Origin of the sequence: Mycobacterium sp. NPDC006124 (assembly GCF_040614235.1) — a bacterium.
Classification (GTDB): domain Bacteria; phylum Actinomycetota; class Actinomycetes; order Mycobacteriales; family Mycobacteriaceae; genus Mycobacterium.
In genome coordinates, this window is sequence record NZ_JBEXUA010000001.1 from 221,017 (window position 1) to 234,786 (window position 13,770).

Annotated in this window: 13 protein-coding genes; 3 read left to right on the forward strand and 10 right to left on the reverse strand. The window is 68.2% G+C overall.

Annotated elements, in window-relative coordinates; translation table 11 throughout:
- The first annotated feature begins 35 nt into the window (after positions 1-35).
- The gene (pknB, locus tag ABZ195_RS01080; protein ID WP_355214068.1) at positions 36-1,517 is read left to right on the forward strand and encodes a Stk1 family PASTA domain-containing Ser/Thr kinase; all 1,482 of its coding nucleotides are present in this window, start codon (positions 36-38) and stop codon (positions 1,515-1,517) included.
- 4 nt (positions 1,518-1,521) lie between these two features.
- Here the strand turns inward: pknB and ABZ195_RS01085 are convergent, their stop codons facing one another.
- The 5 genes from ABZ195_RS01085 to budA form a co-directional block, all read right to left on the reverse strand.
- Entirely contained in the window at positions 1,522-2,553 is a 1,032-nt protein-coding gene (locus ABZ195_RS01085; protein WP_355214070.1) for a fused (3R)-hydroxyacyl-ACP dehydratase subunits HadA/HadB, read from the reverse strand.
- 53 nt (positions 2,554-2,606) lie between these two features.
- On the reverse strand, positions 2,607-3,254 hold the full coding sequence (locus ABZ195_RS01090; protein WP_355214072.1) for a pyridoxamine 5'-phosphate oxidase family protein: 648 nt from the start codon (positions 3,252-3,254) through the stop codon (positions 2,607-2,609).
- 107 nt (positions 3,255-3,361) lie between these two features.
- Positions 3,362-3,724, reverse strand: a complete 363-nt coding sequence (locus tag ABZ195_RS01095; RefSeq protein WP_355214074.1) for a cupin domain-containing protein — start codon at positions 3,722-3,724, stop codon at positions 3,362-3,364.
- 37 nt (positions 3,725-3,761) lie between these two features.
- Entirely contained in the window at positions 3,762-5,429 is a 1,668-nt protein-coding gene (gene alsS, locus ABZ195_RS01100) for an acetolactate synthase AlsS (RefSeq protein WP_355214076.1), read from the reverse strand.
- A 1-nt stretch (position 5,430) separates the two neighbouring features.
- Positions 5,431-6,159 (reverse strand): acetolactate decarboxylase, encoded by a 729-nt coding sequence (budA, locus tag ABZ195_RS01105; RefSeq protein WP_355214078.1) that lies wholly within the window; start codon positions 6,157-6,159, stop codon positions 5,431-5,433.
- A 143-nt stretch (positions 6,160-6,302) separates the two neighbouring features.
- Here budA and ABZ195_RS01110 point away from each other — a divergent pair, with 143 nt between their 5' ends.
- Entirely contained in the window at positions 6,303-7,238 is a 936-nt protein-coding gene (locus ABZ195_RS01110) for a D-2-hydroxyacid dehydrogenase family protein (protein ID WP_355214079.1), read from the forward strand.
- On the opposite strand, the gene ABZ195_RS01115 is transcribed toward ABZ195_RS01110, so the two are convergent.
- Entirely contained in the window at positions 7,235-8,077 is an 843-nt protein-coding gene (locus tag ABZ195_RS01115) for a helix-turn-helix transcriptional regulator (protein WP_355214081.1), read from the reverse strand. The genes ABZ195_RS01110 and ABZ195_RS01115 overlap by 4 nt on opposite strands.
- Positions 8,078-8,085: 8 nt before the next feature.
- Positions 8,086-9,021, reverse strand: a complete 936-nt coding sequence (locus ABZ195_RS01120; protein ID WP_355214083.1) for an SDR family oxidoreductase — start codon at positions 9,019-9,021, stop codon at positions 8,086-8,088.
- 161 nt (positions 9,022-9,182) lie between these two features.
- Here ABZ195_RS01120 and ABZ195_RS01125 point away from each other — a divergent pair, with 161 nt between their 5' ends.
- Entirely contained in the window at positions 9,183-10,784 is a 1,602-nt protein-coding gene (locus ABZ195_RS01125; RefSeq protein WP_355214085.1) for a sensor domain-containing diguanylate cyclase, read from the forward strand.
- Here the strand turns inward: ABZ195_RS01125 and ABZ195_RS01130 are convergent.
- From ABZ195_RS01130 to mmsA, 3 genes are read right to left on the reverse strand one after another with little or no spacing between them, the layout of a single operon-like run.
- Positions 10,781-11,020 (reverse strand): hypothetical protein, encoded by a 240-nt coding sequence (locus ABZ195_RS01130; protein WP_355214087.1) that lies wholly within the window; start codon positions 11,018-11,020, stop codon positions 10,781-10,783. The genes ABZ195_RS01125 and ABZ195_RS01130 overlap by 4 nt on opposite strands.
- 1 nt (position 11,021) lies before the next feature.
- Entirely contained in the window at positions 11,022-12,260 is a 1,239-nt protein-coding gene (gene mmsB / locus ABZ195_RS01135; RefSeq protein WP_355214089.1) for a multiple monosaccharide ABC transporter permease, read from the reverse strand.
- Positions 12,261-13,769, reverse strand: a complete 1,509-nt coding sequence (mmsA, locus tag ABZ195_RS01140; RefSeq protein ID WP_355214893.1) for a multiple monosaccharide ABC transporter ATP-binding protein — start codon at positions 13,767-13,769, stop codon at positions 12,261-12,263.
- Between the last annotated feature and the right edge of the window lies 1 nt (position 13,770).

The following is a 13,770-nucleotide window of genomic DNA, read 5'->3' on the forward strand; positions in this document are numbered from 1 at the left end:
GCAGACCTCCGACGTGACCTGGCGATGAGCGTGCCTTGAGTACGCCGCGCCGCTTCGCCGACCGCTACGAACTGCACGAGCTGGTGGGCATCGGCGGCATGTCGGAAGTGCACTTGGCCCGCGACCTGCGTCTGGATCGAGACGTCGCGGTGAAGGTGTTGCACGTCGACCTGGCCAAGGACGCCGCCGTCAGCGCGCGGTTCCGTCGGGAAGCGCAGAAGACGGCCGGCCTCAACCATCGCGGCATCGCCGCCGTCTACGACACCGGTGCGGCAGACACGACCACGGGCACGCCCATGTACATCGTGATGGAGTTCGTCGACGGTCAGACGTTGCGCGACTCGGTACGCGAGCGCGGTGCGATGACCCCGCGGCGCGCGGTCTCGGTGATCGCCGAGGTATGCGAGGCACTCGAGTTCAGCCACCGCAACGGCGTGATCCATCGGGACGTCAAACCCGCCAACATCATGCTGACCAAGACCGGCGCGGTGAAGGTCGTGGACTTCGGCATCGCCCGGGCACTCTCCGACGGGGATCACGGCACGACGGGCTCCGGTGCCGTCATGGGCACCGCGCACTACCTGTCGCCAGAACAGGCCCGCGGCGGCACCGTCGACGCCCGCTCCGACGTCTACTCCGTGGGTTGCGTGCTCTACGAACTCGCCACCGGTGACACGCCTTTTGCCGGTGATTCACCCGTCGCGATCGTCTATCAGCATGTGCATGAGGATCCGGTCCAGCCCTCCGGTCGCAATGCCGAACTCACGGCGTCCTTCGACGCGGTCGTAGCCAAGGCAATGGCAAAGGACCCCGACGAGCGCTACCAGTCGGCCGCCGACATGCGCGTCGACCTCATTCGCCTGCTGAACGGTGACGTGCCCTACGCGGCAGTCCGAACCACGGCCGACGCCACGTCGCCCCTGCCGGTGGCCGCGTCACGTGAGGTGAGCGGCCCGGTCTCGCCGGCCGGCGGGCACGCGGTCTCCCGGCGGCTGATCGCGGTCGGGGCGGTGACGGTGCTCGTCGTCGCGGTCGCCGTCGCGGTCGGCCTCGGCACGCTCGGCCGCGGCTCCACCGCCGAGGCGCTCCTCGACGTTCGGGGACGCACCGTCGCCGAAGCCGTCGCCGCACTGCACGACCGCGGGTTGAGCACGCGAGTCGAGACGGCGGCGCATCCGAACGTGCCCGCAGAGCACGTCATCGACACCGACCCCGTGGCCGGGACGGACGTGGCGGCCGGGTCCGAGATCACGATCGAGGTGTCGTCGGGACCCGGCCGTGATCAGGCCGCCGAGCCCCGACTCGAAGTTCCCGACGTGGCATCGATGACCTACGCCGACGCCATCCGGGTGCTGACCGGCGCCGGCTTCCGGCAATTCCGGCAGGCGTACCTGCCGTCGTCCCCGGAGTCGAAGGACCGGGTGCTGGCGACCAATCCCCACGCGCGTCTGCCTGCGGCGGTGAGCGCCACGATCACCCTGGTGATGGGCTCGGGTCCCGCCGCCGACGATCCCTGACGGGTCAGCGGAAGCGGACCTCCAGCGTGGCCAGGCCGAAGATCTTGCGGCCGGCCGACTTCGCGGTGACGATGACCACGCCGGAGCGGGTCTGCGGGTCCAGCGACTTGATCCGGCCTCCGAACTCGATGTCGGCGCCACCCGCGGCCGGCACGATCGCGGGCTGGGACAGTCGGATGGCGTAGCGGCTGATCGCCCCGGGGTCGCCCAACCACGACGAGCCGAAGCCGGCACCGAGGCCCATGGTGAGCATGCCGTGGGCGATCACGTCCGGCTGGCCTGCCAGCTTGGCGATGTCCTCGTCCCAGTGCAGTGGGTTCGCGTCGCCCGACACGCCCGCGTAGTTGACCAGGTCGCCACGGGACAGCCGAGCGTGGTGGACCGGGAGTTCGCCACCCACCTCGAGATCGTCGAACGACGGGGTCGACGGAGTGCGGGTGGCACCCCCGTCGGAGATCCTGGCCTCACCGTCGGGACGGACCGTCTTCTCGTACGTCGCGCCGCTCTCGTCGACCCCGAGGAGGTTGACGTCGTGCATCATCACGCCCTGGATCGCCGAGCGGATCGCCGGGTCGACGTCGTCACCGGTGACGCCCACGACGGTGGTGTGCAGTGTGTGGACGCGTTCGCCGGCGGCGTCGGTGAAGGTGTTGGTGACGGTGATCAGGTCGCGGCCGGCGATTCGGCGCACCGACGTCAGCTCGACGTCGGTGGTCAGTTCGTCGCCCGCCACGATCGGCCGGTGTTGTTCGAAGACCTCTTCGGTCTGCAGGTACATGTCGTATCCGATGACGACCGACTCGAACATGCGCTGGTTGCAGGCCATGGCGGGGGTCGATGTGAAGGTCACCGGGGCGACGAGATCCGAGAACCCCAGTGCCTGGGCCGCGGCGACGTCCCAGTGCGCGGGATGATAATTCTGCACCGCGCGCGCGAACTCACGGACCTTCTCCCGTCCGACGAGATAGGTGCCGTCGGCCTGGTAGTGGTGGCCGACTCGGGCTTCGAGCTCCTGCGTTTCTGCTGCTGCGGTCATGAATGTGCTCATCTTTTCTATCGGTCAGTTCGCTGTGGGCCGACCACTGCACACTAACGGGCGGGCGGTCCAGCGCTTTCGAGTCCCTCGCGCAGCCGGGCATTCTCGGCCTGCAGGTCCGCCAGCTGCCGACGCAGCGGGGCGAGGTGCGGTTCGAGTTCCTCGGCGCTGAAGCGCGGTGTGATGTGCTGCTGGCAGTTCCAGTCGAAGGCCTCGACGGTGACGAGGACGGCGCGCTCGACATCTGCGGCGTAGCCGGGATCAGCGAAGCTCCCGACCAGCGCCGGGTCGTCGGCGACCGTGACGACGCGGGCGTGACCGTAGATCTTCAACCGGCGTCGCTGGGCGTAGTCCAGCACGATCAGCGCGACGCGGTCGTCACCGCTGACATTGCCGGTGGTGATGTACTGCAGGTTGCCGCGGAAGTCGGCCCAGCCGATGGTGTGGTCGTCGACGACACGTAGGAAACCCCTTGGCCCGCCTCGGAATTGGACATACGGCCAACCCGTCTCGCTGACGGAGGCCAGATAGAAGCCGTCGCGGTCGGCCAGGTAGTCCCGTTCGTCGTCGGTGAGCGCGTCGGTTCCGGGTGCGGCTCGGCCCTGGACCCGCTTGCGCCCGTAGAACCCGTCGCTGCCGTACTCGCGCTGGACATCGACGACGGCGTCGGTGAATGCGATGGAACCATAGTGCTTGCTCACCGGGTTCTCCCTTCGAGGACGCGGACGCCGACACCGACGCGAGACATCAGCTGTGGCGGCCTCTGGCGGCGTGTCGTCACCGACGATTATGTCTCGACTTGCCGGCGTCAGGCCTCGTCGGGCACGAAGTGCGTGTCGGCGCCGGTCTTGAAGACCACGTAGGCCCGCTTCCACGGTGCGTCGTCGAGAAGCCGCCACTCGTGGCCGGTGCCGGTGTGGTCGACGGCCAGCAGCACGTCACCCGGGTGAATCGTGAACGTCTCGCCGCCGACGGTCGTGAACTCCAGCACGCCAGAGAGCGTGATGACGTACTGCGGAATCGGGTCGTTGTGCCAGTCGAACGACGAATGCGGCGCGGTCTCCTTGAATTCGATCGATTCGGCCTGCACCAACTCGCCGCCGGCGATGCTGCCGCGTTCGACGTGAGAGTTGCCGTCGGGACCGGTGTAGAGGCGGTACGCGCGAATCATCTTGGGCTCCTTGGTCGACGTGCTGTGGGTGATGGTGTCATTCGAGGACGCCGTCGTGAAGATGCTTGGCCAGGTCGGTGTTGGATCGGTAGTCGACGCACACGTCGATGATGGTGACGCCCGGATCGTCGAGAGACTCCTTGAAGGCGCGTTCGAAGTCGGCCAGCCCGCTCACGCGCACGCCGGTGGCTCCAAAGGCCGCGGCGTATTGGGTGACGTCGTAGTCGGCGAGCCGTACGCCGGAGGTGCGGCCGTACTTCAGCTTCTCCTGAAACCCGACCATGTCGTAGGTGTCGTCGCGCATGATGACGTGGGTGAAGTGCAACCCCAGCCTGGTGGCGGTCTCCAATTCCTGTGCACTGAAGAGGAATCCGCCGTCCCCAGAGATCGACACCACCTGGGTGCCGGGCCGCACCATGGTGGCGGCCATCGCCCACGGCAAGGCCACCCCGAGGGTCTGCTGGCCGTTGGAGAACAGCAAGCGGCGCGGTTCGTAGGCACGCAGGTGCCGGGCGGCGTAGATGTAGTTGGACCCGATGTCGCAGGCGACGGTGGCGTCGTCGTCGAGTAGGTCGCGGATCTTCAGCACCAGGGCGGCCGGGTTGACCCCGACCTCGGTGTCGGCGTGCGTCGCGGCCGCGTCGTCGATGGCGATCAGGGCGGCGCGCTTCTCGTCGACGGATGTGGCCGCCGACTCGGAGAGGCGAAGCCCGGACAGTTCGGGAATCAACGCGCGCACGGTCGCGGCGACGTCGCCGCGCAGTTCCAGTGCGGGTTGATAGTGCACGTCGACGTCCGCGTCGATCTCGTCGAGGTGTACGACGATGCGGGCCGGATCGGAGTTCCACAGCCGCGGGTCGTATTCGACGGGGTCGTAGCCCACCGTCAGGAGGACGTCGGCCTCGGCGAGCAACTCGTCGCCCGGCTGGTTGCGGAACAGTCCCACCCGCCCGACGTAGTGCTTCTCGAGCTCACGCGAGACGACGCCGGCGGCCTGGAACGTCTCGACGACGGGAAGATCGGTGACGGCGAGCAGATCCCGGATCGCCGCGCAGGCGCGGGGATCGCCGCCGCGCATCCCGACCAGCACGACGGGTCGCTGGGCGTGGCGGATGAGGTCCGCGGCGCGCGAGACACGTTCGGCCGGAGCGGCTCCCAGCGGCGCGACGGGTACGGGGGTGACGACGGCCGTGGTCGGTTCGGCCGCCACGTCCGACGGAATGATCACCGCCGCGGCTCCGCGGGGCACCGTGGTGGCGGCGCGGAACGCGTTGGCGACGGCTTCGGCGGCGTTGTCCGGATGGGCGACCTCGCCGGTGAACTTGGTGACCGAGGCGAGCATCGCCGCGGCGTTCATCGACTGATGGGTGCGCTTGAGCCGGTCGACGCGCCCGACGGCGCCGCAGATCGCGATCATCGGATCCTGCTCGGTGTTCGCGGTGACCAGGCCGGTCGCCAGATTCGTCGTCCCGGGACCCGAGGTCACCAGCGCGACACCGGGAGTGCCCGTGAGTCGGCCGACCGCGGCGGCCATGAACGCGGCGTTCTGCTCGTGGCGGCAGACGACGAGCTGCGGTCCGCCGTCCTCGAGTGCGTCGAATACCGCGTCGACCTTGGCTCCGGGGATGCCGAAGATGAACTGCACGCCGTAGGCCGACAGCGTGTCGACCATGCCCTGTGCGGAACGTGTTGCCGGAGAGGTCATCTCAGTGCCCTTCTGTGCGACGGATCTGTTCGTCGGCGTCGTCGTCGGAGAGGTTGGCCGCCTCGAACTGCGGTGTCCGGGGTAAGCTGAGGTGAAGGTCGGAGCACACGCTCACCTCCACGGTGCCGTGCCGCAAGCGATAGTCGAGTGCGTGCCCGCCCCGGGCGCGGTTGGCGTCGAGGAAGTGTGCGTGGTAGCCCGCAACCGAGATGCCCTGCACCCACTGCGGCATCCGGAAGCCGCCGAGCGTTCCCGACACGTCGGTCATGGTCACCTCGCCCTGATCGCGGGTGGCCTCGGTGAACGGCGGGTACGGTGCGTGCTGCTTGCTGACGGTGCGGGTGCGGACCGAGGCGAAGTCGCCGCGGATGCGCACCGCGACCATCAGATTGGCGCTCTCGACACGCTCGTCGACCAGCGTGGTCACGGTCGCGCGGTCGGACTCCTCGGTCACCTCGATGGTCTGCTGCGGACGGAATCGCGTGACGACGGCGAAGGGAACGAGTTCGTCTGGGCCGGCCTGCTCGGCGCTGCCGTCGGACCGGAGCTGGTAGCACACCGAGTCGAGCATCAGCATCTCGCCGTCGAGACCGTTGAAGGTTCCGAGACCGAAGTCGCCGTGGCTCAGCAGTTCTCGGATCATCACGTCGCCGTCGTAGACGCCGTCGAGCAGTGCCTCCATCGTCGCCGTCTGGTAGATCGCGTTCGGTTCGGGGCTGTGCGGGACCATGGCTCAACCCTCGCCCACGAGGCGGGTCGGAGGCGTCGACGGTAGCCCCCAACTCGCAGTGGGGGCTAGCGGGTATGCCGGCGCAGGCGTCACCCGGTGAGATCGTGGGTAAGGCCATCACACCGCCTCGGAAGGGACCCCACGTGAAGATCGCGATCTTGGACGACTATCAGGACGTAGCGCTGTCGACGGCCGACTGGTCGGCCGTCGAGGCCAAGGCGGAGGTCACGGTGTTCGGCGACCACCTCGCCGATGCCGACGACCTGGTGGCCCGGCTCGAGCCGTTCGACGTCGTCTGCGTGATGCGGGAGCGCACCCCGCTGCCGCGCGAGATCATCGAACGCCTGCCCCGGCTCAAGCTCATTGCCTCCACCGGCCCGGGCAACGCCGCGATCGACTACGACGCCGCCGCCGACCACGACGTCGTCGTCACCAACACCGGGTACGACCCGACCTCGACCGTGGAACTGACGTGGGCGCTGATCATGGCGAGTTCGCGCCACCTCGTCGACGAGTGCGCCTCCGTCCGCTCCGGGGGATGGCAGACCACGGTGGGACGGGAATTGCGTGGTCAGGTTCTCGGCATCCTCGGCCTGGGCAACATCGGCTCCGAGATCGCCCGCCTCGGCAACGTCTTCGGGATGGACGTCGTGGCGTGGAGTCAGAACCTCGACGCCGACACCGCGGAGAAGGCCGGAGCGCGGCTGGTGTCCAAGGACGACCTCTTCTCCGGGTCCGACACGTTGACGATCCACCTCAAGCTCGGCGACCGGTCCCGCGGCCTGGTGGGCGCCGACCAACTCGGCCAGATGAAGCCGACGTCGTGGTTGGTGAACACCTCACGCGGTCCCATCGTGGACGAAGCCGCGCTGGTCGAGGCCTTGGCCAACCGAACGATTGGCGGGGCCGCGCTCGACGTCTTCGACACCGAACCCCTGCCCGTCGACCACCCGTTGCGGACGTTGCCCAATGCCTTGGTCACACCGCACGTCGGCTACGTCGCCCAGGATCTGTACCGCACCTTCTACCGCGACGTGGTCGCCAGCATCACCGAATGGCTGGCCAGCGCCGCGGACTAGCCGCGGCGTGGCAACTGCCCGCCGATGACGCCGAGAAGGGCCAGGTTGTCGTGGCTCGGCGTGCCGGGAGTGGCGGTGTAGACGAGCAGAGAGTGACCCCCGTCGGGATCGGTCAGCACCTGGCATTGCAACTCCAGCTCGCCTAGCTCGGGATGCACGATGTGCTTGTGCTGCTCGTGGGCGACGACGATCTCGTGGCGGTGCCACAGCTCGGTGAATTCGGGACTGCGCTCGAGGAGGGCGTCGCGGTACACGGCTGCGCGGTCTCGCGTCGCGGGCTTCGTGTGGGCCGCGCGCAGACCGGCGGTGAACCCGCGCGAGAGCCGATGGTGGTCCTCGGGACGGTAGCGGTCCCGCCCGTGGGGATCGGCGAACCAGCGGTAGCCGATGCTGCGGTAGAGCCCGGTGTAGCTGGTCAGGTCACCCGTCAGCGCAACCGCGGCCGGGGTCTGGGCCAACGTCTCGCCCAGCGCGGTGACGATCTCGGCGGGAATGTCGTTCAGCCGGTCGAAGATCCGCATCAGACCCGGGCCGACGTAGTCGACGCTCGCGGCCCGCGACGGGGCGGCGAACCCGGCCAGGGCGAAGAGGTGGTCGCGTTCGTCGAGGGAAAGCCGGAGACCGCGGGCCAGCGCGGCCAGCATCGACGTCGACGGCCGCGGTCCGCGTTGCTGTTCGAGGCGGCTGTAGTAGTCGGCCGACATGTCACTCAGGGCGGCGACCTCCTCGCGGCGCAACCCTGCGGTGCGCCGCCGCCGACCCCGCCCGAGCCCGACGTCCTCGGGTTGCAGCGCCTCGCGCCGGCTCCGCAGGAAGTCGGCCAGCTGTTCACGGTCCATGGTCACAGTCAACCCGTCGGGAAGCGCACGCCGGTGAGACACTCGGATATCGACCAGATCCGTGCCGCCGCCGCCTCGTCTGCCACGTTCGGGTACGGGAGCTGCTCGGCGGGTCGACCACGCAGCTGCCGGAAGCCGTTGGGACCGTAGAACTTTCCTCCGCCGGCGTCGGGACTGGTCGCCGCGTGGAGAGCGGGCAGCATCCCCGTCTCCGCGGTGCCCAGCATCCCGAGCCGGGCGAGGGTGCGGATCACGCGGACCGAGAGGCCGTCACTCGCGCGGCCCAGTTCCGGCTGCGCGGCGAGCAGATTGGTGGCGGCCACCCCCGGGTGGGCGACGTTGCTGCTGATTCCCCACCCGCCCGCTCGACTGCGACGGTCGAGTTCCATGCCGAACAGCGACACCGCGATCTTCGACGACGAATAGGACTTGGCCGTCGAATATCCGCGTTCCCACTGCAGGTCCTCCCAGTGAACGCCGTGTTGCGCGGCGGCGACGCTGGATTGGGTGGTCACGCGGGCGGCTCCCCGGCGCAGCAGTGGCAGGATCTGGCCCACGAGGGCGAAGTGACCGAGGTGATTCGTTGCGAACTGCACCTCGAATCCGTCCACCGTCCCACGTCGTTGCGGCGGCGTCATGACCCCGGCGTTGTTCACCAGGATGTGAATGGGGCGGTCCTCGGCGAGCAGTGACTCGGCCAGGCCGCTCACCGACTGCAGCGAGGACAGATCGAGTGGGCGGGTCGACACGGCGGCCGTGGGAACCGCCCGTCTGATCGTCGCCGCCGCCTCCGCGCCCTTTCCGAGGTTGCGAACCGGCATGACGACCTCCGCGCCGGCCTGGGCAAGTCCGCGGGCCAGGTGCAGTCCAAGCCCGTCGCTGGCCCCGGTGACGACGGCCAGCCGTCCGGACAGGTTCGGTACGTCTACTTCGTCTGAGTTCATGCCCTCATTCGATACGTCGCCGGGGGCGACAACCAGGGTCAGAAGATCCGTGGCTGAGTACCCAGGTGCCGACGGTAGGATCCGTGGTTCGCACATGGGGTGATAGTGGAGGGGCGCGGGTGCCGGATTGGGCGTTGCAGCGGCGACGTGCGTCGAACGCGGTGGGGAATGAGTCGAACGACGGCGCGCGGGATCTCGAGATCGACATGGCCGACGCGCCAGTCCTGCGTGCGCTGTTGCGCATCTCGCGCGCCGTGCTGCGGGCCGGCTACTTCGACGAGGCCCTCGAGGTGATCGCCGAGCAGGCCCTGCTGGCGCTGCAGGCGGCCTCGGTGTCGATCAGTCGATGGGAGCCAGAGACCCAGCTGCGCACGCTGATCAACGTCGGCACGCTCGGACCCGACGAGCAGCGGTGGCCGAAGGCCGAGATCTACGACGTCCGCGACGACGGTCCGGTCATGCGATTGCTGCGTCACGGCCAGCCCTACGTCTTCTCCGTCGACGACGCCGAGGCCAATCCCGTCGAGGCGCAGTGGCTTCGACGCCTCGGCAAGGAGAGCGAACTCGCGGTTCCGATCATGCACGAGGACGTCATGTGGGGTGAGCTGTGGGTGACCGGCGTGAACGGCCGACGATTCGGACCCGACGACGTCCAGTTGCTGCAAGCCATTGCCGCGCACGCCGCGGTGGCCATCGGCCGCTCCGAACTGTTCAGCACGGTATGGCGTTTCGCCCATCAAGACCCGCTGACCGGGCTGGCCAACCGGCGCGAACTCGACCGCAGGTTCGACGAGGTGGACTGGCAGAGCACCCCGGTGGCACTGCTGGTCGGCGATCTCGACGGGTTCAAGACGATCAACGACCGCGACGGACACCCGGCGGGCGACGAGCTGCTGCGCCAGGTGGGTGCGGTCCTCGGGGAGGTCACGTCCACCGACGGCGAGGCTACCGCCGTCCGCCTCGGCGGTGACGAGTTCTGCGTGCTGATGCCGAACCGCACTCTGGACGCAGCCGAGCACCTGGCCAGCGAGACCAGCCACCGCGTGCGGCGAATCCTGGGTACGGACGTTTCCCTCAGCTGGGGTGCGACCGTGTCGGGAGCCCACACCGCGTCGGGACGGGATCTGCTGGCCGCCGCCGACGCCGCACTGCTGGACGCCAAGCGGTTAGGACCGGGGCGCTACAACGTCGGGGTGGACAGGCCCACGGTCACCGGTCCGAGTCGGCGCACCGGCGCGCCCGAGGACTGGAGGGCGGCGATCGATCTGCTGGTGCCCCGCGTCCTGGCCATCCTCGACGAGCACGCCCCGTTGGACGTCGTCGCCGCACTGGAAGTGCTTGCGATGCAGGTGCACAACGCGGTGAATGCGGCTGCCTGGGCCATCTCGGAGACCACGGCCGACGAGTCGTGCATCCGCACGATCCGTGGCGTGGACAGCGTGCTCGACGAGTACTCCGGTCTGGCGAAGCTGCGGAGGATCGACGTGGGCACCGTGTACGCGCTGGCCGACTATCCGTGGACCGCCCGGGTGATGGCCTGCCCGGGTACGGCATTCATCGCCGACATCGGGCGCAAGGATTGTGATGCCGCCGAGGCGACCCTGCTGGCGGACCTGGGCTATCACGCGGTGCTGGCCGTCGGGGTGCGCTCAGCCGGCAGCGGGCATCTGCTGGAGATCTTCTCGAGGCCCGGACACAAGCTGGACGCCGTGGCACCCTATGTCCGGGTGCTGGCCAATCACTGTGCCAGCACGGGCGTCTAGTCGCCGACGGGCCGCCGCAACGGACGGGCGAACCCGCCCGGCGCGGGGCGGCCGACGGGACGGCGACGCGCGGCGGCCGCAGCCATGATCTCGTGGTACCGCGCCACCAATTGGTCTCGCGTCAAGCCGAATTCCGGCAGCACCTCGTCCGCCGGTGGGCCGCCGTAGGGCGCCCAGCTGCGCATGAAGGTGACGATGTCGTGCGCGAACCGATCCGCGATGAATCCGTCGGCCACCTCAGGACCCACCCTTCTTCTTGTTGTAGATGTCGAAGCCGACGGCTGCGAGAAGGACCAGGCCCTTGATGACCTGCTGGACGTCACTGCCGATGCCGATCAACGACATGCCGTTGTTGAGGACGCCGAGGACGAAGCCACCGATGATGGCGCCCAACACCGTTCCGACGCCGCCACTGGCCGACGCGCCACCGATGAATGCCGCGGCGATGGCCTCCAACTCCATGCCGATGCCCGCCTGCGGTGTGGCGGAGTTGAGCCGCGCCGCGAACAGCAGACCAGCCAGCGCCGACAGCAGCCCCATGTTGACGAACACCAGGAACGTGACGCGCTTGTTCTTGACGCCCGACAGCCGAGCGGCTGCCTCGTTGCCGCCGACGGCGTACACCTGCCGCCCAAAGACGGTGCTGCGCATGACGAATGCGTAGATCACGAAGGCGACGGCCAGGATGATGCCGACCACGGGAACGCCGCGGTAGCTGGCCAGCAGCAGGGTGAAGGCCGCCAGTGCGGCGACGATGGCCGCGCACTTGAACACGAACCAGCCCAGCGGCGAGACGTCGAAGCCGTAGCGCGACTGCGTGCGGCGCTGACGGACCTGCTGCCATACCGCCGCTGCCATGACGAAGACGCCGAGGATGACCGTCGGCCAGTGGTAGAGCCCACCGCCGCCGCCGATCTCGGGCAGGAAGCCGCTGCTGACCTGACTGAAGCTGCGCGGGAACGGGGCGATGGACTGGCCCTCGAGGAGGTACTGCGTCGCCCCGCGGAAGACCAGCATGCCGGCCAACGTCACGATGAACGACGGGATGCCGACGTAGGCGATCCAGAACCCTTGCCATGCACCGATGAGTGCGCCCAGGAGCAGACACAGACCCACCGCGAGCGGCCACGGCATGTCGTTGCGGATCATCAGCACCGCCGACATCGCCCCGACGAAGCCGGCGATCGAGCCGACCGACAGGTCGATGTGCCCGGAGATGATGACGATCACCATGCCGATCGCCAGGATCAGGATGTAACCGTTCTGCTGGACGATGTTGGTGACGTTCAGCGGCTTCAGCAGGATGCCGCTGGTCCAGACTTGGAACAGGATGACGATCACCGCGAGCGCGGCCACCATGCCGTATTGCCGGAAGTTGCCCTGCAGTACCGCGCGCAGCCGTTCGCCCGGTGACGCCGGGGGCGGCGTCGGCGTGGGCGCGCTCGAGGCGGTGCTCACGGTGGGGGTGGTGGTCATCTAGCTGCGTCCCTTCATCATGTATCGCATCAAGGTCTCCTGCTTGGCATCCGCACGGGCGACCTCACCGGTCAGCCGTCCCTCGTTGAGGGTGTAGATGCGGTCGCACAGACCGATCAGTTCGGGTAGTTCCGAGGAGATGACGATCACCGCCTTGCCCTGGGCGGCAAGGGAATTGATGATCGTATAGATCTCGTACTTGGCACCGACGTCGATTCCGCGGGTCGGCTCGTCGAGGATCAGCACGTCGGGGTCGGCGTAGATCCACTTGCTCAGCACGACCTTTTGCTGGTTGCCACCCGAGAGATTGCCCGTCGTCGCCCGCACGGAGGTCGCCTTGATGTGCATGTCCTTGCGGAACCGCTCGGCGACCACGGTCTCTTCGTGCTCGTTGATGACCGACGCCCGGCTGACCTTGGGCAGCGAGGCCAACGTCACGCTGCGCGCGATGTCGTCCATCAGGTTGAGCCCGTAGTGCTTGCGGTCCTCGGTGGCGTAGGCGATCCGGTGGGCGATGGCCTCGGGCACCGTGCGCGTACGAATCTCCTTGCCGTCCTTGAACACCTTGCCGCCGGCCTTCTTGCCGTAGCTGCGTCCGAACACGCTCATCGCGAGCTCGGTGCGGCCCGCGCCCATCAGTCCGGCCAACCCGACGACCTCGCCGCGGCGGACGTTGATGGACACCCCGTCGACCACCTTGCGCTGCTGATCCAACGGGTGGTAGACGGTCCAGTCCTCGATCGCGAAGGTGACCTCTCCGATTGGGTGGTCGCTGCGTTCGGGAAAGCGGTCGGTCATGTCGCGACCGACCATGCCGCGGATGACGTGCTCCTCGGTGAGATCGTCGGTCACCGGCAGTGTCTCGATGGTGCGGCCGTCACGCAGGATGGTGATGTCGTCGGCGACGCGCATCACCTCACCCAGCTTGTGCGAGATGATGATGCACGTCAGCCCCTGGTCGCGCAGCTCGACGATGAGGTCGAGCAGATGCCTGCTGTCCTCGTCGTTGAGCGCGGCCGTGGGTTCGTCGAGGATGAGTAGCTTGACCTTCTTGGACAAGGCCTTTGCGATCTCGACCAGCTGCTGCTTGCCCACCCCGATGTCGGCGATTCGGGTGCGCGGGCTCTCGGAGAGCCCCACGCGGGCGAGCAGCCGCGCGGCGTCGGTCATGGTCTCGTGCCAGCTGATCACCCCCGCGGAGGCGTGTTCGTTGCCGAGGAAGATGTTCTCGGCGATCGACAGCACCGGCACCAGCGCGAGCTCTTGGTGGATGATGCCGATGCCACGGCGCTCGCTGGACCTGATGTCCTTGAAGTCGCCCGGCTGACCGTCGAAGACGATCTCGCCGTCGTAGCTGCCGACCGGGTAGATCCCGCTGAGCACCTTCATCAGCGTCGACTTGCCGGCACCGTTCTCACCGCAGATCGCGTGGATCTCGCCACGGCGCACGGCGAGGTTGACCTCGCTGAGCGCCGTGACCCCCGCGAAACGCTTGGTGATGCCGCGCATT

Excerpts from the sequence above, each read along its gene's own strand:
- mmsA (WP_355214893.1), bottom strand. The coding sequence starts at position 13,769 with ATGCGCGGCATCACCAAGCGTTTCGCGGGGGTCACGGCGCTCAGCGAG.
- budA (WP_355214078.1), bottom strand. The coding sequence starts at position 6,159 with ATGGTCCCGCACAGCCCCGAACCGAACGCGATCTACCAGACGGCGACG.
- ABZ195_RS01115 (WP_355214081.1), bottom strand. The coding sequence starts at position 8,077 with ATGGACCGTGAACAGCTGGCCGACTTCCTGCGGAGCCGGCGCGAGGCG.
- mmsB (WP_355214089.1), bottom strand. The coding sequence starts at position 12,260 with ATGACCACCACCCCCACCGTGAGCACCGCCTCGAGCGCGCCCACGCCG.
- ABZ195_RS01085 (WP_355214070.1), bottom strand. The coding sequence starts at position 2,553 with ATGACCGCAGCAGCAGAAACGCAGGAGCTCGAAGCCCGAGTCGGCCAC.
- ABZ195_RS01120 (WP_355214083.1), bottom strand. The coding sequence starts at position 9,021 with ATGAACTCAGACGAAGTAGACGTACCGAACCTGTCCGGACGGCTGGCC.
- alsS (WP_355214076.1), bottom strand. The coding sequence starts at position 5,429 with ATGACCTCTCCGGCAACACGTTCCGCACAGGGCATGGTCGACACGCTG.
- ABZ195_RS01095 (WP_355214074.1), bottom strand. The coding sequence starts at position 3,724 with ATGATTCGCGCGTACCGCCTCTACACCGGTCCCGACGGCAACTCTCAC.